At 71.0% G+C, this 22,196-nt stretch carries 22 protein-coding genes and 1 pseudogene; 16 read left to right on the top strand and 7 right to left on the bottom strand.

The genetic code is table 11. The annotated features are described in order from the left end of the window. The first annotated feature begins 86 nt into the window (after positions 1 to 86). The 5 genes from IPI43_02490 (at position 87) to IPI43_02470 (ending at position 5,351) form a co-directional block, all read left to right on the top strand. Complete coding sequence (locus IPI43_02490) at positions 87 to 728, top strand: hypothetical protein (protein ID MBK7772996.1); 642 nt, start codon at positions 87 to 89, stop codon at positions 726 to 728. A gap of 135 nt (positions 729 to 863) precedes the next feature. Then, the gene (locus tag IPI43_02485; protein MBK7772995.1) at positions 864 to 1,460 is read left to right on the top strand and encodes a hypothetical protein; all 597 of its coding nucleotides are present in this window, start codon (positions 864 to 866) and stop codon (positions 1,458 to 1,460) included. 44 nt (positions 1,461 to 1,504) lie between these two features. Further along, positions 1,505 to 2,353 (top strand): HTTM domain-containing protein, encoded by an 849-nt coding sequence (locus IPI43_02480; GenBank protein ID MBK7772994.1) that lies wholly within the window; start codon positions 1,505 to 1,507, stop codon positions 2,351 to 2,353. Between the two features lie 91 nt (positions 2,354 to 2,444). Then, a complete protein-coding gene (locus tag IPI43_02475; protein MBK7772993.1) occupies positions 2,445 to 3,506 on the top strand; it encodes a hypothetical protein in 1,062 nt (353 codons plus the stop codon). A 225-nt stretch (positions 3,507 to 3,731) separates the two neighbouring features. Beyond that, entirely contained in the window at positions 3,732 to 5,351 is a 1,620-nt protein-coding gene (locus IPI43_02470; protein MBK7772992.1) for a protein kinase, read from the top strand. A gap of 49 nt (positions 5,352 to 5,400) precedes the next feature. Here the strand turns inward: IPI43_02470 and IPI43_02465 are convergent, their stop codons facing one another. Further along, entirely contained in the window at positions 5,401 to 5,979 is a 579-nt protein-coding gene (locus tag IPI43_02465) for a hypothetical protein (GenBank protein MBK7772991.1), read from the bottom strand. 56 nt (positions 5,980 to 6,035) lie between these two features. Continuing rightward, positions 6,036 to 6,869: a sterol desaturase family protein gene (locus IPI43_02460; GenBank protein ID MBK7772990.1), complete on the bottom strand. Its 834-nt coding sequence runs from the start codon at positions 6,867 to 6,869 to the stop codon at positions 6,036 to 6,038. A gap of 56 nt (positions 6,870 to 6,925) precedes the next feature. Between IPI43_02460 and IPI43_02455 the strand changes: the two genes are divergently transcribed. Continuing rightward, on the top strand, positions 6,926 to 7,864 hold the full coding sequence (locus tag IPI43_02455; protein ID MBK7772989.1) for a LysR family transcriptional regulator: 939 nt from the start codon (positions 6,926 to 6,928) through the stop codon (positions 7,862 to 7,864). Positions 7,865 to 7,924: 60 nt separating this feature from the next. Here IPI43_02455 and hisA read toward each other — a convergent pair whose 3' ends face one another. Both hisA and IPI43_02445 read right to left on the bottom strand, forming a co-directional pair. Further along, complete coding sequence (gene hisA, locus IPI43_02450) at positions 7,925 to 8,698, bottom strand: phosphoribosylformimino-5-aminoimidazole carboxamide ribotide isomerase (GenBank protein ID MBK7772988.1); 774 nt, start codon at positions 8,696 to 8,698, stop codon at positions 7,925 to 7,927. After that, positions 8,695 to 9,450, bottom strand: a complete 756-nt coding sequence (locus tag IPI43_02445; GenBank protein MBK7772987.1) for a FadR family transcriptional regulator — start codon at positions 9,448 to 9,450, stop codon at positions 8,695 to 8,697. Before IPI43_02445 ends, hisA begins: the two co-directional genes overlap by 4 nt. A gap of 108 nt (positions 9,451 to 9,558) precedes the next feature. On the opposite strand from IPI43_02445, the gene IPI43_02440 reads away from it, so the two are divergent. The 3 genes from IPI43_02440 to IPI43_02430 all read left to right on the top strand — a co-directional run bounded on the left by IPI43_02440 (position 9,559) and on the right by IPI43_02430 (position 12,404). Beyond that, on the top strand, positions 9,559 to 10,302 hold the full coding sequence (locus IPI43_02440; protein ID MBK7772986.1) for a hypothetical protein: 744 nt from the start codon (positions 9,559 to 9,561) through the stop codon (positions 10,300 to 10,302). Next, positions 10,299 to 11,303 carry a zinc-binding dehydrogenase gene (locus IPI43_02435; protein MBK7772985.1) on the top strand — a complete coding sequence of 335 codons (1,005 nt, stop codon included), beginning with the start codon at positions 10,299 to 10,301 and terminating at the stop codon, positions 11,301 to 11,303. The genes IPI43_02440 and IPI43_02435 overlap by 4 nt, the downstream gene beginning before the upstream one ends. Positions 11,304 to 11,384: 81 nt before the next feature. Then, positions 11,385 to 12,404, top strand: coding sequence for a zinc-binding dehydrogenase (locus tag IPI43_02430; GenBank protein ID MBK7772984.1), 1,020 nt, complete (start codon positions 11,385 to 11,387; stop codon positions 12,402 to 12,404). A gap of 30 nt (positions 12,405 to 12,434) precedes the next feature. Here the strand turns inward: IPI43_02430 and IPI43_02425 are convergent, their stop codons facing one another. Beyond that, positions 12,435 to 13,862 (bottom strand): DUF2330 domain-containing protein, encoded by a 1,428-nt coding sequence (locus IPI43_02425; protein MBK7772983.1) that lies wholly within the window; start codon positions 13,860 to 13,862, stop codon positions 12,435 to 12,437. 230 nt (positions 13,863 to 14,092) lie between these two features. Between IPI43_02425 and IPI43_02420 the strand changes: the two genes are divergently transcribed. From IPI43_02420 to IPI43_02405, 4 genes and pseudogenes are all read left to right on the top strand, one after another. Continuing rightward, positions 14,093 to 14,485 (top strand): hypothetical protein, encoded by a 393-nt coding sequence (locus IPI43_02420; protein ID MBK7772982.1) that lies wholly within the window; start codon positions 14,093 to 14,095, stop codon positions 14,483 to 14,485. A gap of 20 nt (positions 14,486 to 14,505) precedes the next feature. After that, on the top strand, positions 14,506 to 15,609 hold the full coding sequence (locus tag IPI43_02415; protein MBK7772981.1) for an alpha/beta hydrolase family protein: 1,104 nt from the start codon (positions 14,506 to 14,508) through the stop codon (positions 15,607 to 15,609). Beyond that, positions 15,606 to 16,928: a HEAT repeat domain-containing protein gene (locus tag IPI43_02410; protein ID MBK7772980.1), complete on the top strand. Its 1,323-nt coding sequence runs from the start codon at positions 15,606 to 15,608 to the stop codon at positions 16,926 to 16,928. Before IPI43_02415 ends, IPI43_02410 begins: the two co-directional genes overlap by 4 nt. Before the next feature lie 751 nt (positions 16,929 to 17,679). Continuing rightward, a pseudogene (locus IPI43_02405) lies at positions 17,680 to 17,766 on the top strand (energy transducer TonB). 162 nt (positions 17,767 to 17,928) lie between these two features. Here IPI43_02405 and IPI43_02400 read toward each other — a convergent pair. Beyond that, a complete protein-coding gene (locus IPI43_02400; GenBank protein ID MBK7772979.1) occupies positions 17,929 to 19,272 on the bottom strand; it encodes an anthranilate synthase component I family protein in 1,344 nt (447 codons plus the stop codon). 130 nt (positions 19,273 to 19,402) lie between these two features. On the opposite strand from IPI43_02400, the gene IPI43_02395 reads away from it, so the two are divergent. Continuing rightward, positions 19,403 to 19,747, top strand: coding sequence for a hypothetical protein (locus IPI43_02395; protein MBK7772978.1), 345 nt, complete (start codon positions 19,403 to 19,405; stop codon positions 19,745 to 19,747). A 10-nt stretch (positions 19,748 to 19,757) separates the two neighbouring features. Here the strand turns inward: IPI43_02395 and IPI43_02390 are convergent, their stop codons facing one another. Further along, positions 19,758 to 19,958 carry a YdcH family protein gene (locus IPI43_02390; GenBank protein ID MBK7772977.1) on the bottom strand — a complete coding sequence of 67 codons (201 nt, stop codon included), beginning with the start codon at positions 19,956 to 19,958 and terminating at the stop codon, positions 19,758 to 19,760. A 215-nt stretch (positions 19,959 to 20,173) separates the two neighbouring features. On the opposite strand from IPI43_02390, the gene IPI43_02385 reads away from it, so the two are divergent. Further along, the gene (locus tag IPI43_02385; protein ID MBK7772976.1) at positions 20,174 to 21,298 is read left to right on the top strand and encodes a DUF3494 domain-containing protein; all 1,125 of its coding nucleotides are present in this window, start codon (positions 20,174 to 20,176) and stop codon (positions 21,296 to 21,298) included. 154 nt (positions 21,299 to 21,452) lie between these two features. Beyond that, positions 21,453 to 22,193, top strand: a complete 741-nt coding sequence (locus IPI43_02380; protein ID MBK7772975.1) for an outer membrane lipoprotein carrier protein LolA — start codon at positions 21,453 to 21,455, stop codon at positions 22,191 to 22,193. The last annotated feature ends 3 nt before the right edge of the window (positions 22,194 to 22,196 follow it).

The raw sequence follows: 22,196 nt of genomic DNA, 5'->3' as shown, positions 1-22,196 counted from the left end.
AGGACCGCGCTCAGCGCGCCTCGGGGCCACCCCCGTTCTCGAGCGGAGCCCGGCCCGCTGTGGCACTCTTGCTGGTGGGTGGAAGCATGACCGACGAGTTCGAGCGGCAGTACCTGGGCGTGGAGGACGTGGTGCACAGCGAGAAGGTGACCTTCCGCGGTGCATTCCTGCTCGTGGGCACGCTGTCGCTCGCGAGCGCTGGCTTCTCCGTGGTGGGCTTCGTGGCCGCCGCCGGTGGCGACCTCCAAGCGCTAGCTGGCGGCGCCTTCTTCGCGCTGGTGGCCGCGACGCTGGGCTTCGCGAGCGTGGCGGGCAGCGTGCTGCGCACCATCGTCACCAAGAGCGAGGTGGTGTGCCACGCCGGGGTGCGTCACGAGCTGCGCATCCCGCTCGCAGGGGTCACGCAGGTCACGCTCACCAAGTACGACCCTGCGGCGCGCCAGCGCGTGATCAACGAGGGCAAGGGCGCCTTCGCGGCGATTCACCCCAGCAAGCCCATCCTGTGCGTGGAGTGGGTGGACGCGGGCGGCAAGGACCACGTGGCCTACGTGGCGTCGGAGGCCCCCGAGAACCTGGCGGGCATCATCCGCGCTGGGGCTCGCAGGGCGCAGGCGCTCGGCACGCGGGTGCGCGTGGACGAGGTGAGTGCCGCCATGAGCGAGGTGGAGGCCGAACTCGAGCTCGAGGTGCGCGCGAAGACGGCGGCGCCCCGCGAGCACGAGAGCTGAGCGGCAGGGGCGGGGACGGGACCCCGAGTTCGGCCCGAGGGCGACGGCCCGGGCAGCGCATTCCCGCGGCCCACCCCGCCGCCCATGGGACAAAAAATTCCTTCCGGGGGGGCTGAGCCCGATATGTTGCGTGCCGTGTCGGTCAGCCGCCCACCCACCAGAGCGTCAATCGCCCTCGCGCTCTACTTCCTCATCGCGCTGGTCATTCCGACGGCGCTCCGCATCGACCGGTTCCCACTGTCGTGGGCGCCGATGTACGCGATGAATCGGAGCTCGGACTCGATGTGGGTCTCGGTCTTCGACGGGGAGTCGGTTCGTACACGCGGCTTCGAGATTGTCCGCCGCGACGGGAGCACGGGATGGCTCTCCCATGTGGACATGAACATCCCCTTCCGCGCGTTCGGAAAGATCTTCACTCAGCGCGCGTTCGGGCTCGGCCCACCGAAGCATCGACGCGCCGTCGATGACGCCGGGCAGATCGACCTCGTGCGCGTCGATTGGGCAAGCCGGATCATGACGGCGGCCAACGAGACGCTGGGTCTTCGGCCGGAGGATCCCCGCTTCATCGTCGAGATGAGGGCGCGGCGAAGTCTCGTCGAGGTCGTGGACCTTCACGGCAACCCGCGCCTCGTCGGAGCGCCGTACGAGAACGTCTCGACGCTTCGTTGGGAGAACGGGGCGGTGAGCATGACGCTCGACCACGAGCCGCCGCGGGGTCTCGAGTGCTACTAGAGCGAGCGCGCAGGTCCTGGAACCGCCACTTCTTCGAGCACCCCGTGAGCGTGCAGCGGCTCGTTCGCGCGCGTGTCGTGCTGGCGGTGGGGCTCATGGTCTTGAGCGGAAGCGACTTTCACACGCTCTTCACCATCGACTTCGCCGGCCCAACGATGCGCTTGCTCGAGCCGGTCTGGTTCTTTCACGTCTTCGGGATCGATCGCGCGCATCCCGTGACGGTCCTTCTCGCGTTCGGCCTCCTGATGGTCGGCAACCTGGCTCTCCTCGTCGGATTCCGCGTCCGGGCGGCCATCGCGATCATCTGCGTGTCTTTTCTCTACCTGCAAGGCGTCCGCGACAGCACGGCAGGCGACGAGCACCACCGCTTCTACATGTGGTTTCACGCGCTCCTGCTGCTCGCGTTCTCACGGTTTCCGGAGATTCGCGGCGCCGGCCGTCTTCCCGTCGACCCACCGCTCGAAGCCTGGCAAACGTCTTGGCCGATTCGAGCCGCGCAGACCTACGTTTGCGGGTTCTACTTCGTGGCAGGTCTCGCCAAGCTCCGGGTGAGCGGGCTCGACTGGGTGCTCGACGGAACCGCGATCCAGAAGATGCTCATCATGAAGGGTACGCGCTGGGGCATCGACGACGGCACACTCGGCTGGTTCGCAGAGAACCCGCTACTCTGTCACTTCACCGTCCTCAGCATCCTGGTGATGGAGCTCGGCTTCCCGCTCGTGTTCTTCCTGCGCGCGAAGCGCGCGATCCTCGCGTTCCTGGTCGCGATGACCGTGTTCCACTGGTCGAGCGCAATCTTCGCAGAAGTGAATTTCTGGGTCACCCCGGCGCTCCTCTTTGCGCTCTTCTATCCTTTCGGCGAGACGCCTCCGGCTTCCGAACTCACGGCCTGACAGGGGAGGCCATGCGTGCCACCCCGGCCGAGGGTGCAGCGAAATCACACGGTCGTCGCCAGGGTCGAGGGACCCCGCTAGAGTGCGGCGCATGGGCTACAACGCCGACGGCTTCGTGATCCGCATGAAGTGCTACGCCGATGCCGAGGCGGTGAAGCAGTGGCTCACCACGGAGGTCGTCGTCGACACGCTGCTCGCTCCGCTCGCGGCCGACGGATACCTCGGCCGGGCAACCCACGTCTCGCACGACTTTGCGCCACCCGAGCCCATCCACTCCATGGCAGAGCTGCGCCGGCGCGCTGCGGCGTGGCGCTACGGCATCGTCTCGCTGTTCGCGGGCGACCCGGCCGACCCGGAGTTCGAGATCTTCCTGGGCCTCGAACCCGTGGGGCCGCGGTTCGCCGTTGCGGTGGCGGGCGCTGATCCACGGTTCCGCGACGACGTGGCACGCTGGGTGAGGACGTGGAGCCACGGGCTGGCCGCAGCCCGCGTGCGGTTTGCGACCGGGCGCTTCGAGCCGGCGCGCGCGACCTACCCGCGACCGACGCCGCCCCGCACCTCGCTGGACTGGCCGCCAGGCTCGCTCGACCAGTACCTGGGCCGTGCCTGGCACCGCGCCGATGCGGAGTGCGCGGCGGTCCTCGAGGCACTCGAGCAAGCACCCCTGCCGCAAGGCGCGTCGCGCATCATCGATCGCGACGTCGTGCACATCGCGTTCGCGACCGACCTACAGGACGCCGCTGCGGTGGCAGCCGCGCGGTCGGCGCACGAGCGCTGGATCACGCCGCTGGTGCAGGCCCCGCCCGAACGCGGCTGGAACGAGCATGGCGACGGCGCGGTGGGCGCACTCTCCTCGCCTCGCCTACGGGTCGTCGAAGGGATGACCTTCTACAACGATGAGACCCAGGTCGGCCACCAGGCGCTGGTGGTGTTCCCCGACGGCTCGATCGAAGAGGACCGCTGGGCCGCAGCCGAGGCCATCGCCCGCGCGGGCGCGCTACCCGATGGCACGCCGGTCAAGTCGGTGCGGCTGATCTTCCCGCGCCGCGCGGACGCGCTCGCCATGCACGCGCGCGCGCTCGCCGCCGGCTTCGAGATGACGACCTACGGCGACGGCCCGCAGCTCTGGCAGGTCTACCCGCCGCCGCCATGACGGCGCAGCCGCTGCCCTCACGACACCGACCGCCACGTCATTCTGACCAACGGGCTACATCGATCTGGTGGCCATGCACCAAGAGCACCGAGGCCCATCGGGGGGGGACGACGCTGCGCACCCTCCTCTTCGCAGCAGGTGCGAGTGCCACACCTCTCGACTGCGCACGAAGCGATGGAGCAACGGCGCGCTACTTGCACGAGGGCCATCGGACTCGATGCTTTGATGCCTATTCTCACGGACCAAGAACGAATCGGCACGACCATCGGGGACGGAAAGTACACGCTGGAGCGCGTTCTCGGCCGCGGCGGGATGGGCACCGTCTTCGAAGCGATCCACACGTGGACCGGACGCCACGTCGCGGTGAAGCTCCTCCTGAACGAGATGGCGTTGGACGTCGACGCCAGTCACCGCTTCCTCCAAGAGGCTCGCTCGGCCACCGCCATCGAACACCCGAACGTGGTCGAAGTCCTCGACATGGGGCGGCACGACGATGCGTCCGTCTACATGGTCTTCGAGTTGCTGCGCGGCGAGTCACTCGCCGACAGGCTCGAGGAGAACGGCCCGCTCGATACGATGCAAGCCGCCATGATCCTGCTCCCAGTGGCCGACGCGCTCGCCGCCGCGCATCGACTCGGCATCGTTCATCGTGACGTGAAGCCCGACAACATCTTCCTCGAAGACGACGGAATGGGCTATGTGCGCCCGAAGCTCCTGGACTTCGGCATCGCGTGCTTCTCCGAGCGCAGGGGTGGCGTGACGAGTCCCGGGGTCATCATGGGCACCCCCGGGTATCTGAGCCCGGAGCACGCGCAGGGCTTCCAGGCGGGGCCGGCGTCGGACGTGTGGTCGCTCGGCGTGGTGCTTTTCGAGTGCATCACCGGCTACTGCCCCTTCGAGAGCGAGTCGCTGACGGGCGCGATCCTCGCTATCGCCTCGCGCCCGATTCCCTCGCTCCGCGAGCGTCTCGACGTGCCGGAGCCCATCGCCAGACTCGTCGAGAGCACGCTCGTGCGCAATCCCGTGGCGCGTTTCCCGGACGGCGCCGCCTTCCGCGACGCGCTTGCCGCAGCCTCGCAGGTCGAGTTCGTGCCATCGCGCAGTCGCTCCGTGCCGCCGAAGATCGTCCGCGACTCGGACGAGCTCTCGCTCTCCAGCGCGCACCGCGTGGAGGTACGGCAGTCGAGTCCGGCCCCCGCGCTCATGCCCTCTGGGCACGAGCCGCCGCCTGTGCGCGTACGCCCCGCCACCCCCTTGCTCCTCGTCTCCGTCGACGCCGAGGCGGTGACCCGTCGCATCGATCCAGACCGCGGCGGCGCACGCTCGGTGGTCGACGCCGCCCACGACGACGATCTGGACGAGCTCGAGGCCTCCGCCTTGTTCGCTTCTCTACTGCCCAGGTGGGGTCGTTGGCGGCGTGCCGCCATGTTCGCGCTCGCCCCGCTCCTGCTCTTCCTCGTCCCCACGGTCGCGTACCGACCCACGCAGCCGGGAGGCATTCGCGCCGAGGGCGGCGTGGTCACGGTGGCGGCGGCCGCGCCCGACACGAGCGCGCCCCCTTCCGACGTTGGATCCCCGGCATCGTCCTGGTCGGTCGTCGCTCACACCGCCGGCTCGGCGGACGGGTCGCCCGTTCCTCCTATTCTGGCCGCGACGGGAGGCGATGGCGCGACCGAGGCACGCGCGCATTCGCGTGACCGATGGGGCAGTGGCAGCATGGAAGCGGTCGACGCCGGCCCACAGGCGGTCGATGCCGGCACAGAGCCGGTTGACGCCGGCACATGGACGGCCGACGCTGGCACAGAGCCTGTCGACGAAGCGACGCTGTTCGACGCGAGAAACTGAGCCCCGCAGCTCGTTCGCATCGGGCAGCCGCATCCCTCGTGCGCCACCTCTACGGCTGCGGCCCCGCGCGCCACGCGGCCCACGCCAGCAGGCCCACGCTGAGCAGCTCGATCCCAGCGTGCGCGGGAGCGCTGTGCGCCAACCAGCCCGGCCCCACGTGCTGAAACATGGCGGCCCGCATCAGCACGAAGCCCAACAACCCACCCAAGCCCAGGAGCGCGAGCCGCACACGCCGCCGCACGGGCCAGAGTCCGACTGCGAGCGCAACCAAGCCCAGCACGGCCGCGATCCCCAAGCCGCCCACGAACCAGCGCTGATAGAGCCGCCGCTCCTGGTACCAGCCCTGCTCCTGGGCGCGGTCGCGCAGCGCCTCGACGAAGAGTGTCTGGAGGTCCAGCTGCTTGTTCGCCCCGAGGGTCAGCAACAGGGCGCCGGCCAGCAGCCAGAAGAGCGCGAGGCGTCGGGCTGCGGGGTCCGTCTCCCGCGGAGCACGAGCGGCGCGCACACACAGCCACGCGGCAACGGCGTATGCGGCGACCGCAAGCCATGCCGTCCAGGTGGGGTCGCCCACCGCGAGGTGCCAGCGCCCGTCATCAGCGCCCGTCGCGAGTGCACCGAGGGACCTCACGGTGCGAGGATGCCACTCATGCGCGGCCGTGGGGTCGGAAAGGCTCCCCGGCCGGGTCAGCTCTCGTGCGCGGGCGCGTGGGGGACGTGCCCGGAGGCATCCTCCAGGCGCGCCACGGGCCAGCTCAGCTCCACGTGCCAGGGCTGTGGGCTCAGGTTCTCGATACCGAACGACGGCGGGTAGCGGCGCGTGATGCGCGCGGTTCCGAAGAGCACGTCCCAGAAGAAGAGCAGGTTCCCGTAGTTGCCCGCATAGTGCGTGACCCCGTCGTCTGCGTGGCGGCCGTGGTGCATGTGATGGGTGGAGGGGGTGGAGATGACGCGCTCCACGACCCACATCAGCGGTCGCAGGGTGCGCACGCGGTACAGAGGCGCGTCCCACGCCACGCTCGAGTGAGCGCCCGCGATGACGGAGAGCTTCACCACGAGGTAGCCCACGTAGACCTCGCCCATGCCCAGGTACACGAGCAGCCCGCTCACCCACATGCTGGGCATCAAGGCGTAGTAGAAGACGTTGTTGCGAAACATCATCTGCACGCTCATGTAGCGGGCCGAGTGGTGCGCTCGGTGCAAGGTGTACAGGAAGGGCACGCTGTGCGACGCGCGGTGCCACGCGTATTGCAGCAGGTCGTCGCCCACCAGCAGCGCCAGCACCATGGCCCAGACCGGCCAGTCTGCGAGGGCCCCGGCTGCGTCGGGGAGCACAACGGCGAGCAGCGCCCCAGAGCTCGCGATGACGAGTGGGTTGACGAGCGCGGTCGTCAGGGCGGTGGAGACCAGGTCGAGGCGCCAGTCGGCGGAGGTGATCTCCCGCGTTCGATGGCGCCCAGACACGGCCTCGAGGGCGGCGAACCCGAGGTACACGGCGAGGATGGCGAGGCGGTAGTCCATCGCCTCACGATGCCCGCGTCAAACTATTCTTAGAAGTGGTATGTTTTCATATAAACATGAGTGACAGGAATGCTCCTGACGCGCAGTTCGAGCTGCGCCACCTGCGCCACCTGGTGGCTGTGCACGAGCGAGGCACCTTGCAGGCCGCCGCCGAGGCGCTGCACCTCAGCCAGTCCGCGCTGACCAAGTCCATCCAGCGGCTCGAAGAGACGCTCGGGGCCCCGCTCTTCGAGCGCAGCGGCCGGCGCCTGGTGCTGAACCCGCTCGGGCAGCTCGTGCTGGCGCGCTCGGCCCCCATCCTGCGCGCGGCAGACGACGTGCAGCGCGAGGTCGAGCTGCACACCGGCGGTGAGCTGGGCAGCGTGGCGGTCGGCGTGGGCCCCGTGGTCGCGCTCGGCCGCTTGCCGCTCGTGCTGGCGCGCTACTGTGCGGACCACCCGGAGGTGGACGTGATCGTCCGCAGCGGGTCCACCGAGGACCTCGTGCCGCGGCTGCTCGAGGGCGAATTGGACCTGGTGGTCGCGGACTACGAGCAGGAGCAGCCGCACCCCGACGTGCACGTCGCTTCGCTCGGTCGCGACCCCATCCGCGTGGCCGCGCGCCCCGGCCACCCTCTGCATCGCAGGGCCGCTCCGCCCACCATGTTGGATGCGCTGACCTTCCCCCGTGGCGCCGCCACGGCACCCCCGCGCATCCGTCAGTGGATCCGCGCCAACTTCCCGCAGATGGACATGCGCGTGGGGCTGACCTGCGACAACTACGAGGTGCTGGTGAGCACCGCCGAGCGCACCGACATGCTGGTGCTGGGGCCGACCTCCATCCTCACGCGCTACGAGAACGCGGGGCGGATCGTGATGCTGCCGATCAGCTACCCGAGCCCGCCGAGCGAGCCGGCCGTGCTGTACCTGAGGGAGCGTCCCCGCTCCGTAGCGGTACAGCGCTTCATCGCCACGTTCATGGCGCCCGCCAGTCAGGACGTGCACGAAGCTACCTGATGGCCTCGACTCGGCAGGCGATGACCACGGGTTCAGACGGAGCTTGGCGGGCGTTGGCGCTCAGCCCGCCGCGTGAGCGCGGTTCCATGCCACGCAGTCCGCGTACTTCACCAGGCTCCCGCCGAACAGGTCTAGCGCGCTCCCATACGTCAGGTCCACGCGACCGCCGCTCAGCTCGGCCACGCGCCCGAGGTCCGCGATGTCGCGGCCTCCTCCGGCATACGTACAGGGCAGGGGGCACAGCTCACCCAGCACCCGCACCAGCTCTTCGTCGATGCCCTCGCAGCGTCCCTCCACGTCGGCCGCGTGCACCAGCAGCTCGCTGCACAGCGGCGCGAGCGAGGCGAGTGTGTCTTTGTCGATCGGCGTTTCCGTGATGGTCTGCCAGCGGTCCGTGGCCACACGCCAGCCACCCGGGACGCGGCGGCAGCTGAGGTCCACCACCAGCCGCTCGGGGCCGATGGCGAGGGCCAGCTGCTCCACGCGCTCCATGGAGAGCCGCTTGTCTACGAACAGCCAGCTGGTGACGATGACCTTGGCCGCGCCGCGCCCGATCCACTCGGCGGCCGTGTCGACCGTGACCCCGCCTCCCAGCTGCATGCCGCCCGGCCACGCGGCCAGCGCCTCGCGCGCGGCCTCTTCGTTGCCCGGCCCCAGCTTGATCACGTGCCCGCCCGTGAGCCCATCGGCGCGATAACGCTCGGCAAACCACGCGGCCGGTTGCTCGGCCACGAAGTTCTCGACGGGGCCCGCGCCTTCATCGCGCAGCGTGCCGCCGACGATTTGCTTGACCTTGCCGTCGTGGAGGTCGATGCACGGGCGGAACAGCGTCATGCCCGATTCCTAGCAGACCGCGGGCCGTTCTCACGCGCCCGCGCCGTCACGAACGCCTCGAAGCGCGCCGCCGCCTGCTCGTCCCAGCGCTCGAGCGCGGCGAGCATGGCCTGGTCACGCTCCGCCCCGCTCTGGGCCACCGCGCCCACCACCGCGCTCAGCGACGCGCGCAGCAGCTCCGGGTCGCCGTAGAAGGCGTCGGCCACGCCGGGCACGTTGCGGATCACGGTCTCCACCGTGTTGAACAGCGCGGTGGCGCCGAAGTGCCCGGCCGCGTCCAGCACGGCGCGCGTGAAGCTGAGATCCGCTTCCATGAGCTCGTCCACCGTCTTTGCCTCGCGCGTGCGCTCGAGCGCAGCCAACAGCCCCGGCGCCGCGCTCACCACGTCGATGCGCGGGGCCAAGTGCACGGCCACCAGCCGGCGCAGCTCCATGCACTCGCGGAACACGCGCGTGGCCTCCTGCGGGTTGTCCGACAACGCGTCGAACCACAGCGGTAGCAGCGACAGCCCGCCCTTCTTCGTGGCGTCCAGCACGCGCACGCCGCTACCGTGGCGGGCCTCCACCAGGCCGTGCGCTTCGAGCCGCGCCGTGACCCGCTGGATGGTGGGAGCGGTGACGTCGAACTCGGCCGCCAGCTGCCGCACCGAGGGCAGGTTCACCCCGGGCGCGTACTCACGCCGCAGGATGCGCCGCACCAGCGTGCGCTCGAGGACGTCTACCGTGGTCTCGCTGCGTTCGGTCTCGGACATTTTCTCTCGCGGGCCTCTTGACGGCACCCCAGCTGTGATACACAACTGTAAAACACAGTTAGGGGGTTGTCCAGCCCCTTCCTTCTACGTCACGCTGGAGTTCCGCACATGCCGCACCGCTACTCACTCGCCGCTCGCCTCGCGCCGTTTGTCGAAGCCGGCCTCGTCCCGCGCATCCCCACCGCCATGCAGGTGCGCCAGGGCGAGCTGCAGATGCTGCCGTACGTGATCAGCAGCGACGCCACCAACGAGCTGTACTACGCGGGCACGCCGCTCGGGCACCCCGTGGTGCGGCAGCCCGTGCTGCTGGGCCTGATTGGGCGTGACCACCTCGAGACGGGTACGGGCTTCGCGGCCAAGCTGCAGTCGGTCATCCGACACCTGCACTTCACCTATCACCAGGGCATGCCCGTGTGGGACCTGCAGGTCATCCAGACGCACCCGGGTGGGCTCGAGGCGCTGCGCCTGGAGACCGAGGCGCTGCTCAGCCCGAAGACGCTGGTGCACCGCGCGCGGCGCCGCCTGCTGGGCATGATCGTGGCGGACCCCGACGCGTACCTGCGGCTCTTCCTGGGCGACGAAGGCTACATCGCGCGGGCTGCGCGCTTCGACTACCCGAAGCCCAGCGAAGAGGACGCCGAGTTCCCGCCCGAGTTCTTCAGCGTGGTGGACTTCGTGAACTACTGCGCCGTGGCTTTCCCAGAGAGCGTGCCGCTCCATCGCATCCCGCAGACGGCGCTCGAGGTGGTGTCGCGGCGCTTCCGCGAGGGCAAGCGCATCGAGTGGCTGGAGCGGGACCCCCGCGAGGTGGCCATGAAGCGCAAGAAGGCCGAGGCGAGCGCGCACGCGTGACCAGCGGGCGCATCGAGATCAGCGGGCGCGGCTCGCGGCGGCGCATGGACTTCGTGCAGGGGCCGTTGCTGTCTCCCGGGGCGGGCGAGGTGCGCGTGCGCGTGCGCTACGCCGGCGTGGCCTATGGCGATGTCATGCGCCGGCGCGGGGTGCTGGCGCCGCCCTTCACCTTCACGCCGGGCTACGACGTGGCGGGCGACGTGGACGCCGTGGGCGCGGGCGTGACGCTGCTGCGTGGGCAGCGCGTGGCCGTGCTCATGCCGCTCACCGGCTTCGGGGGCTACGCCGAGCACGTCATCGTGCCCGCCACGGCCTGCGTGCCCATCCCCGACGCGGTCCACGCGCGGGACGCCATTGGCCTCGGGCTGAACGCCATCACGGCGCTCCAGACGCTCACGCGCGTGGCCGCTGTTTCCGCCGGGGGCAGCGTGCTGGTGCACGGCGCGGCGGGCGGCGTGGGCTGCGCGGTGCTGGACGTGGGAAGCCACCTGGGGCTGCGGGTGTTCGGCACCGCGTCGGCCGGCAAGCACCACGTGGTGCTGGACCGCGGGGGCTCCCCCATCGACTACCGCACGGAAGACTTCGTGCAGGTGGTGCGCGAACGCACCGGCGGGCGCGGCGTGGACGCGGTCATCGACGGCATCGGCGGGGAGCACTTGGTGCAGAGCGCGAAGGCCCTCGCGCCGGGCGGCACGCTGGTGGCGTTGGGCGTCTCCGGAGACATGGGCAAGGGGCTCGCCGGCATCGCGAGCGGCATGCGTCATGCGCTCCGGGCCGCGCTCCAGCCCGGTGTTCGCGTGCGCCCGTATGGCATCACGGCCAGCCCTGGCTGTGGCCCGGCCGCGTGCCGTGAAGACTGGCAGCGGCTCATGCGCGCGCTGGCCGAGCGCCAGCTGCGTGCGCCCCTCATCGGCGCCGAGCGGGCCCTCGCGCGGGCCGAGCAAGCCCACGCGCTGCTCGAAGGCGGCAGCACCACCGGCAAGATCGTGCTCCGCGCGTAACGCTCCTCGCGAGCGAGACGACGCACTCGACCTCCGCGCCCGGCGCGGCTCTTCTCCGACCCGTCACCCATCGAGAACCCCATGCGCGCGATCTGGATCCCCAAAGCTGGCAAGGCCAACGTCCTCGAGCTCCGTGAGAGCCCCGACCCCGAGCCCAAGGCCGGTGAGGTGCGCGTGCGCGTGCACGCGGCGGGCCTCAACTTCGCCGAGGTCATGGCGCGCCAGGGCCTGTACCCGGACGCGCCCAAGATGCCCTTCGTGCCGGGCTACGAAGCTGCGGGCTTGGTGGACGCCGTGGGCGAAGGCGTGACCAGCGTGAAGGTGGGCGACCGCGTGGCCGCGCTCACGCGCTTCGGCGGGCACGCGGACTGCGTGGTGGTCCCCGAGAACCAGATCTTCGGCATGCCCGCCAGCATGACCTTCGAGCAGGCCGCGGCGCTGCCCGTGAATTACCTGACCGCGTACCACATGCTGTTCCAGGTGGCGCGCATCAAGCCCGGCGACCACGTGCTCATCCACATGGCGGCGGGCGGCGTGGGCACGGCGGTGCTGCAGCTCTGCAAGACGGTACCGGACATCACCACGTATGGAACGGCCTCCGCGGGCAAGCACGACTACGTGCGCTCGCACGGCTGCGATCACGCCATCGACTACCGCACCAACGACTACGTCGAGGAGATCAAGAAGCTCACCGACGGGCGGGGCGTGAACCTGATCATGGATGCTCTCGGCGGGCGCGACTGGAAGAAGGGCTACAGCATCCTGCGCAGCTCGGGCCAGCTCATCGCGTTCGGCTGGGCCAACATGAACGGCGGCGAGAAGCGCAACCTGGGGCGCATCCTGAAGGAGCTCACGGGCCTGCCGCTGTTCTCGCCGCGCAACTTCATGGACGACAACCGCGGCATGTCGGGCGTGAACCTGGGCCACCTGTGGCACGAGGTGGACATGCTGGCCGACCAGGCGCGCGCCCTCATGGTGCTGTTCGAGCAGGGCAAGATCATGCCGCACGTGGACAAGGTGTTCCCGTTCGCCGAGGCGGCCGAGGCGCACCGCTACCTCGAGCAGGGCAAGAACGTGGGCAAGGTGGTGCTGGTGCCGTGAGCGCCCCGGGCGGCGCTCGCACAGCCACGCTCAGCGCCGGCGCCGGCGCCCCTGGATCACGGCGAGCAGGCCCAGGGTGAGCAGCGCGGGGAGGGCGCCGGACTCGCGCGCTCCGAGGGAGCAGCGGCCGCAGCCACGCGAGCCCTGCGGCGAGCTGCCACCGCCGCTGCCCACGCCAACACCCGATGGCAAGCTGGCCGCGCTGAGCGTGGGGTCCGACAGGCGGCTGGGCGCCGAGATGGGGCCGCTGTTGTAGCCCCACTGCCCGCGCACCGGGCTCTGGCAGTCCATGTCGCCCTCCCAAGGGTGGAGCTGCACGTAGCGCCCCTGGAAGCTGTTCCAGCTGCCGCTCTCGATGGCGCCGGTCTCTGCCAAGCGGCCGTTCGCGTCGGGCAGGCCGTTGCCGCCGCGGATGCCGGGCGCGGGGCGGAACACCAGGTCCTCTCCGAGGATTTGCTCGTCATAGCGGAAGTGCAGGCGCGTGAGCACCCAGTCGCCGTTGCCGCCGCTGGGGATCACGTCGCCGCCCAGCGTCATGATGTCGCCGCCGTCCAGCGTGGGCCCCGGGCACGGGTCGCACGAAGACGCGCTCCACGCGTACTCCGTGAGCACCGCCCCCGGGTGCTGGGCGAGCGTCTGCTCGAGGAGCGTCTCGTAGAACGCGCCGAAGTGCTCGCGCACCTGCTGGTCCACGATCAGGTTGGTGGGGATGGTGGCGTTCGGGTAGTTGGCCACCTCGTAGCGCGTGCCGTTGCCCAGCGTGTGCACGATGAGGTCCTGCTCGCCCTGGCTGTTGAGCAGCCCCAGGCGCACCGGCAGCTGGAACTGCGGGTCGTCGAAGTGAAAGCGCAGCGGCGACAGGATGGCGCGCCCGTTGGCGTCGAACTGCACGCGCTGGGCGTCGATCTTGGCCACGAAGAACTTGGTGCCGTTCTCCACGTAGGGGCGCAGCACGCGCGCCGCGCCGCTCGGGATGTTGTAGCCCTCGTCTTGCAGCCAGCGCTCGAGCCCGTTGCTGTCGCCGGCGCTCAGGATGACCACGTCGTACTCGGCCACGCTGAAGCGCGCCTCCACGCGCACCTGGTATCCGGACTCCTCCTCCACCATGCCGTCAGCCGCGGCCGACGTGGGCACCGCGCTCATCTCGTAGGTGTACTGCGGGTGGCAAGGGTCCTCCTCCCAGTACTCCACCAGGCGCGGGGCGCTGAGCTGGTCCACTTTGCGGAAGATCTCGGGCGGCAGCGTGCGCACGTCTTCCTCGTGCAGCACCTCCGGCACGGGGACCACCATGGCGAAGTCCTCCATGGGGCCCGAGTAGCTGTTCTGCATGGACAGCACGGTGCGCTGTCCGTCGCGCATCAGCACCACCATGGTGGCGTCGTTGTAGAGGCTGGTGTCCGCGCCGGCCACGTAGAAGCCACAGAAGGCGCGGGCCGGTGGGGGCGCGGCGAGGGCCATGGCCAGGGTGAAGACGATCGCGGCGGCGGGATGGCGGGTGATGTAGGACACGGGACCTCCGAGGCAGCGGGCAGCGGTGAGATTGAAGGGCTGAACGCACCGGCGCCGAGAACCCTTACACGTTGCTCAAGTGAGGGTTGACCTCGGCACCCTGCGGCAGGATCATCGGTCCTGGAGATAACCTGAACGTGAACGTGATCCTCGCACCCGATGTTTTTGTGAACGCGTCCGTGAGTGTCGGTACGCCCCCCGAGCAGGTCGTCCAGCGCGTGCTGGGTGGCGTGGCAAAGCACGGCAAGACCAAGACGTCTGCCTGGGTGCTCGCGCGCGTGGAGGCCATGCTTCACGCCGTGCCCGCGTTCAAGCCCGAGGCCGTGGCCATCCAGATGACCACCATCGGCTCGCTGGTGGAGCAGGTGAAGATCGCCGAGCATGACGCCGGTGACTGGGCCAAGGCGCTGGCCGCCACCGCCAAGGCGGCGGGCGCCAAGCGCGTGATCACGGACCACCCCGACCTGGCCGACCAAGCGGACGTGGACGGCGTCGAGTTCATGTCCACCGATGCTTGGCTCGTGGAGCAGACCACGCCGCCTCCGCCTCCGCCGCCGCCCAAGGGCAAGTGACCCCGGGCGCGGCCCCCACCATGCGTCGCGTCGCGGACAGCAAGAGACAGCAGGCCGTGGGCGCGCTCGCTGGGGTGGTGGACCGCTTCTTCAACGACAACGTCCTGCGGGCCAAGCGCGCGCCGCGTGGCTCCGCCGACCAGTACGTAGAGTCGCTCAGCGCATTCGTTTCGCGCTGGAACGAGCCGCGCTGGTTCACGGATCCAGACGCGTTCTTCGGTGTGCCCTCGGTGCCCGAGGTGCGAAGATCGCGCGTGACGCTGGGCCGCTCGAGCGTGTCCGGCCGCCTGGTGGAGGACCTGCGCTTCCCGAGCCCGCACCGGCCGCACTTCGGCGAGGTGGGCGAGGCCTTCGCGGCGTTCACGCCGAACCGCACCGTGCACGCCCGGCGCATCCTCGCGGGGCGGCGCCCGGCGCGCACGGCCATCGTGCTGGTGCACGGGTACCTGGGCGGCACGCTCGGCGCCGAAGAGTGGGTCTGGCCGATTGACGGCTTCCTGCGGCGCGGGGTGGACGTGGTGTTGGCGGTGCTGCCATTCCACGGGCCGCGCAACGACCGCGGCCTCGGGCGCCCGCCGCGCTGGCCGGGGGCAGACCTCACCTTCGCGCTCGAAGGCTTTCGCCAGACCGTGGCCGACCTGCGTGCGCTCGTTCTGTGGCTGAGCCTGGCCGAGGGCTACGCGCACGTGGGCATGATGGGCATGAGCCTGGGCGGGTTCTCTACCGCGCTGCTCGCCACGGTGGAGCCGCGGCTGGCGTTCGCGGTGCCCTTCATCCCGCTCGCGTCGGTGGCGGACTGGACGCGTGACGCCGGGCAGCTGCCGGGCGACGAGGCGCAGCGCACGGAGATCCACCACCTGCTCGAGGAGGCGCACGCGTTGATCAGTCCATTGCGGCGGCCGCTGCTGGTCTCGCGCGAGCGTTGCTTCGTGGCCGTGGGCGAGCGTGACGCCATCACGCCCATGAGCCACGGCGTGCGCATCGCGTCGCACTTCGACGTGCCGCTCGAGGTGTTCGAGGGCGGGCACATCCTGCAGACCGGGCGCGCTCGCGCGTTCCGGCGCCTGCTCAAGCTGGTTCGCGAGCTCCCCGCGGGACCGGAAGGCGCGGGAGCCACGCCGTGAGGCGGGGAGCGCTGACCATCGCGCTGGTGCTCGGCCTTGCGGCGTGCGCCAGCGGTCCACGCTCGGCGGTACGCGCCGAGGTGCAGCAGCGGCGTGTGCCGGAGGCGCTGGCGGCGTACGAGCGCGTGCGCAGCAGCGACGGTCCGGACGTGGGGCTGCTGCGTCACGTGGCGGCGCTCACGCTCGAGCTCGCGGCCGAGTCGGAGGACGGCGCTGTGCGTGACGCCGCGCTCTCGCAGCTGCGCCGCGCGGGGGAGCACGGCCGCAGCGCGCTGGGGCGGCTGGCCCAGCACCCGCAGCCGGCGGTGCGTGCGGCCGCGTTGCTGCTGCAGTCCGACGCGGGCGATGCCCTGGCGCGCGCGGAGCTGCGGGCGTTCCTGGACGCCGAGGACCACGAGGCGCGCGCCGCGGCCCAGGGCGCGCTCGACCCTGGCGCTGCGGATGACGCTGCGGTGCTGCGCGCGGCGCTCACAGACCCGAGCGCGCGGGTGCGCCGTGCGGCCGCCATGCGGCTCCGGCAGTCGGCACCGGATGCGGAGGTGCGCGTGGCCCTCGAGCAGGTGGCGCGCGTGGACCCCGCGCTCACCGTGCGCGTGGCGGCGCTCCAGGCCCTCGGTCACCAGGGGCCGGAGGCCTTCGCCGAGCTGCGCGAGCGTCTGAGCGACCCCGACGGGAGCGTGCGCATGGCTGCATTGATGGCGCTCTCCCACGCCGACCCCGTGCAGGCGTCCGGCGTGCTCGCGGGCTTTCTCGCCACGCCTCCCAGCACCAGCAGCGTGGAGGCGGCGCGTTTGCTCGCGCAGCGCGAAGAAGAGCCCGAGGCGCCGCGCGCGGCCGACTACCTGGTGAGCGCGCTCGCCCACAGCGACGAGAACATCCGCGCCCAGGCGGCGGTGGCGCTCTCGTCGCTCACGCTCGTGTTCGCGCCCGATCCATCCACTGGCGCGCCGCGCTACGAGGCGGAGTTGCTGGCCCGCCTCGAGGCCGAGCCGGTGCGCCGCGCGCGGCTGATCCTCGCGCAGACCCTGCTGCGTGGGGTGTCCTCGCAGGCGGCCGGGCAGGCGGCGCTGCGCGAGATGCTGGCCGGCGACGACGTGCCCGCCGTGATGGCGGCGGTGTCACTGTCGCGCGAGGGAGATGCTGCCGCGCTGGCGTTGCTGGACGCTGCGCTGGTGGACACGCGGGTCACGCACCGGCGCATCGCCGCGGCCGCACTCACGCGCGACGCCGGCGACCCAGACCGCGCGCGCGCCGCGCTGCTGGACGAAGACGCGCTGGTGCGCGTGGCGGTAGCGGGCGGGATCCTCGCCGCACCGTAGTACCGCGTCGCAGTGCCAAATCCACGCTGCCGCCCGCGCGTTGTCGTGAGCGTTGTCGGCGACGGCGACGGCGACGGCTAGCGACTCATCTCGAGTCTTGGTTGGATCCGGCTTGCATGAATCGGGATTGTTTCGGCGGCATTGGCACCCGGCGAAAGGCGGTCGCCGTCGCGTGCGCGAACGGTCGAGTTCCAAACTGCGGACGAGATTGAATTCGAGACACATCCAGCATTGAACCACACAGTCCGCGCCCGTCATGGGGCGGACTTCCGCAATGAATCTTGGCCAGGGTTGCTGCCCCGGACTTTAGTCACTTTAGTGCGGGGTGCTTAGCAGCCCGTTGAAATACCCCGACCCCGGCGGGGAGGAGGCGCCCGCCCCCGCGCCGCGCCGCCCGCCCCCGGCCGCGCCACGCCCCCGACGCCGCGCCCGCGACCCGCCACCCGCGCGGCCACGCCGCCGGCCGAGCGGCCGAACCCGCAGGAGGCGCGCCGCCGACCGCGAGCAGCCCCCCGCGCGCACGCCCGGCACAGCGCGGGGCCGCCCCCCCGCCGGACCGCGGGCACCCCGCCACGGCCCAGCGCGGCGCCGCCCCGGCCCCCGCCGCGACGACGGCGACGCAACCACCCGAGCGGCCCCGCGGGCCGCCGGACCACACCGCCCGAAGGCCCCCCGCGGCCCCGCCCCAGACCGCCCGGCCGACCCCGCGACGGGCCCGCACGCGCGGCCGCCCCCCCCCGCGCCCCCCGCCGGCGCGCCCCCCCGGCCCCCGCCGCCCGCCCCCCCCCCCCCCCCCCCCCCCCCCCCCCCCCCCCAGCCCCCCCCCCCACCCCCCCCTCTCCCTGCATTGAACAATGCTCGGCCTCCGCCGACTGACTTGCGACGAGTCATTGGTCGTCGCCGTCGCCGTCGCCGACCACGACCACGACCACGACCACGACCACGTGGAGGAGACGGCTTGGCGCCGCCGTCAGCTTGTCGAATTCATGTCGACGGGGTGTTACCGGCGCCGCAGCTCGTCGAGCGCGTCCAGGAACACACGCGCCTTGAGCTCGGTCTCGGCCACCTCGCGCTCGGGGTCACTCGCGGCCACCAGGCCGCCGCCCGCGTAGTAGTGCACCACGTCGGCGTGCGCGAGCGCCGTGCGGATGGCCACCGCCAGCGACAGCCCGCCGCGCTGATCGAGGTGCCCGATGGCGCCGCAGTACACCCCACGCGGCTCGGGCTCGAGCGCCTCGATGGCGCGCATGGCGGCGAGCTTCGGCGCGCCGGTCACGCTCCCCGGGGGGAAGGTGGCGCGCAGGATGTCCACCAGGCCCACCTCCGGGCGGGTGGTGGCCGCGATGGTGGTGACCAGGTGCGACAGGCGCGCGTAGGGCTCCACCGAGAAGGGCGCCGTGACGCGCACGCTGCCGGTCTCGGCCACGCGCGCGAGGTCGTTGCGCATCAGGTCCACGATCATGGCGTGCTCGGCGTGCTCTTTCGCGTCGGCGCGCAGCAGGCCCGCGACACGCTCGTCTTCGTCCATGTCGTCCCGGCGCGGGATGGTGCCCTTGATGGGGCGCGTGCTGAGCTCGCGCGTGTCGCGCTCCCAGCGCAGGAAGGTCTCCATGGTGCGGGCCAGCACGGCGTGGTCGCCCGCGTCCAGGTAGGCCCCGAGCGGCACGGGACTGGCGCGGCGCATGGCCAGGAAGAGCAAGAGCGGGTCGCCGCTGTACTTGGCGGTCCAGCGGCGCGCGAGGTTCACCTGGTAGAAGTCGCCGGCCGCGATGTGCTCGAGCGCCGCGCGGATGGCGCCGGCATGGCGCTCGGGCGGAGGTGCCCACGCCTCGCTGACGCTGACACTGGCGGTGCTGGCCAGTGGGGTGTCGAGGCGCTCCCGCAGGCCGCGCGCGGCAGCCTGATTGTCCGCGAGCAGGAAGCCCGCGTCGCGCTCGTGGTCCACGGCCAGCAGCGCGTCGTAGCGCGCGAAGTGCAGCGTGGTGCTGGCCGGGTCGCGCTGGTGACGGGCAGCGAGGTGCGGCTCGAGCGCGAAGGCCGCATCGTACGCCAGGTAGCCGATGTGACGCGGCACGCGCGCGAGCGGGGGGAGCGCGTCTCCCGCGGCGGGGCCCACGTACGCATGCTCGACGCGAGGGTCCGCATCGAGCGGTGTGAGGCGCGCGAGCGGCTCCTGGTCAGCGAAGGTGGCGCGCACCACGTCGACCGGCGCGCAGCCCAGGAACGACCAGCCCGCCTTCAAGAGCCCCTCGCCGTCCAGCCACGCGAGGCCGCCGTGCACGCCCAGGCGCTGCGCCAGCGCGCCGAGTTCAAGCTGGCCGCGATCGTAGCGCTCGACCCACATGCGGCGGGTGTACTGCCCCGCAGGCGGCGGGTAAAGGACTCGCGGCGCGCGTGGCTTGCCCTCGGCGCGCGAAGCGGGCTACACGGGGGGAGTGAAGAGCGCCTGGTCCCGAGTGGTTCGTGGTCGTGTAGTGTCCGCGCTGGGTGTCGGCGCGCTCGCCCTCGCGTTGGGCTGCGCGGGGCTGTCGGACGACCTGCGCCGCGCCCGCAAGAGCTACGCTGCGGCGGCCTACGAAGACGCGCTCACCTGGCTGGACGCGGTGGAGCGCGACATCCCGGGTGCCGAGCGGCACGACCAGGCCGCTTGGCACTACTTGCGCGGCATGACGGCCTACCGGTTGGGGGAGCGCCGCGACGCGCGCCACTATCTGGCGCTGGCGCACGTGATCGCGGGGCCGGACGGCACCGGGCTCCAACCGGAGTGGCGACGCACGCTCGCGATCACGCTCGCCGAGCTCTCGAACGAAACACCCTAGCGAGCCCGCCTCAGCGGCTGGACAGCTCGGCCAGCTCGTCCTTCAGGGCCAGCTTCTCCTTCTTGAGCTGCTGCAGTTCCGTCTCTTCGTCCGCGCTGAGAGACAAGCGCCCGTCGAGCTCGCTGACGCGCGCGTCGAGCTTCTGGTGCTTGGTCGTGAGGCGCTCGAGTTGGAATTCGAGCTTTTCGGACGTGAGCGAGGACTTTGACATAGGCGCTCCCAGGGGGTGGGTGGCTCTGGCGAACCGGCTGAGCGCGCGCAGAGCCTATCGAGCCCTCAGGCTAGAGAGGGTCCGTGGGAATCGCAACCCTCTCGTGCGCCCATCGTTCTGATGGAGTCCGGCCGACCTCCAGCACCAGCGTCTGTGCAACTGCCCGAAAGCGCGAGGGAACGTGGCTTGGCTCGGACCGTGCACACGGGACCGTCATGACTGCTTTCAAGAGCTCCGCGGCGCGTCACAGCGCCTTCTTGTTCCTCTTCTCCATGCTGGCCGCAGCGTGCTCCGACTCGGGCGGCGCCGACCGCGACAACGGCGTGCTGCCGGACGAAGGGAGCGAGACCACGCCCACGGTGACCGACTACACGCCCAGCAGCGGCGCGACCGACGTGTCGCGCAACACCAGCATCACGGTGACCTTCAGCGAGCCGATGAACCCCGCGACGGTCGGCGCGACCACCTTCACCGTCAGCTCGGGGACCCCCTCCGTGCTGACGGCGGGCACCATCCTGTACTCGGGCACGACGGCGACCTTCTGGCCGGCCGAGTTCCTCGCGGTCGACACCACCTACACGGTGCTCGTCACCACGGCCGCGACCAGCGCTGCTGGCGTGGCGCTGGCGGCCAACAACACCTGGACGTTCACCACGGGCGACAGCACCTCGGCCGGCTCGGCCGTGCCGCTCCGCTCGGCGGGTGAGTTCGTGATCCTCTCGCAGGCCGGCATCTCCTCGGTGCCCGACTCCGAGATCACGGGCGACATCGCGGTCAGCCCGGGCTTGGCCGTCTCCATCACGGACTTCGCGCTCTCGGCGGACGCCACCAACACCTTCTCCATGTCCGACCAGGTCGTGGGGCGCGTCTACGCCAGCGACTACGCGGTGCCGACGCCGGCGCTGCTGACCGTCGCGGTGAGTGACATGACGCTCGCCTACCAAGACGCCGCCGCGCGTCCGGCCAACAGCACCAACCTGGGTGACGGCAACATCGGCGGCATGTCCGTCGCGCGCGGCGTCTATCGCTTCGACACCGGCCTGATCATCAACTCGGACGTGACGCTGATCGGCAGCGCCACGGACGTGTGGGTCTTCCAGGTCGCGGGCAACCTGACCATCGGCAGCGGGGCCAACGTGGTGCTCAGCGGCGGCGCGCTCCCGGAGAACGTGTTCTGGCAGGTGGCGGGCCTCGTGGAGCTCGACACCACGGCGCACTGCGAGGGGACCATCCTCTCGGCCTCCTCCATCGCGCTGCGCACCGGGGCGTCCATCGACGGGCGTCTCATGGCGGGCACCGCGGTGACGCTCGACCAGGCCGTGGTCACCGAGCCCAACTGACCACTCGTTGCAGGCATAGCGTCTGGCCATTTGTCGGCCGGGCATGAATACTCCGCGCGGCTGCCTCGTTCTGCCCACGGAGCCTCTTCGAAACACTATGCCTGCCACCTCCTCGCTTCCCCGCCGCTCGACCCGTGTCCGCCTCGTGGTGCTGATGTCCATGCTCGCCAGCGCGGCGTTCGTGGCAGGCGCCCACGCGCAGAACCCGGCGCCCAACATGCGGCCCGCGACGCCGCCTCCTGCCGGGACCCCCGCGCCCGCAGCGGCCCCCGCGCGCATGACCGCCGCGCAGGTCGCAGGCTTGGTGCAGTCGTTCTACGACCAGACCACCAGCTTCCAGGCCAACTTCGAGCAGGAGCAGTTCACCAAGGTGTACGACCGGCGCGTGCGCTCCAACGGCCGCGTGGTCTTCAAGAAGCCGGGGCGCATGCGCTTCGACTACGCCGCGCCCAACGGGCAGGTGTTCGTGAGCGATGGTTCGCGCCTGGTGGTCTATCAGCCGCCCGAGTCGGGTGAGACCGAGGGTCAGCTCATCGAGCGCGCCATGGACAGCGACCAGCTGCCGCAGGCCTTCTCGTTTCTGACGGGCACCGGCCGCCTCGACCGCGACTTCAACTTCCGCCTGCTGAACGCGCGGCAGCACCAGTTCCCCGACGGCTACGTGCTGGCGCTGCGCCCGCGCCGCCCCAACGCGAACTACGAGCAGCTGCTGTTCTTCGTGCGCGTGGTGGGCGAGGGCGAGCAGCGCGCCGGCGTGGTGCAGCGCGTCTTGATTCGCGACGCGCAGGGCAACACCAACCGCTTCACCTTCGCGGACATGCAGTTCAACCGCGACGTGCCGGACGAGCGCTTCACGTTCCGCGCGCCGCCCAACACGCGCACCGTTCAGAACTGATCG

The organism is Sandaracinaceae bacterium (genome assembly GCA_016706685.1).
Taxonomy (GTDB): domain Bacteria; phylum Myxococcota_A; class Polyangia; order Polyangiales; family Houyiibacteriaceae; genus JADJJE01.
Note: the sequence above shows the minus strand (reverse complement) of the source record. Positions and strands in the feature narration are given on the sequence as shown.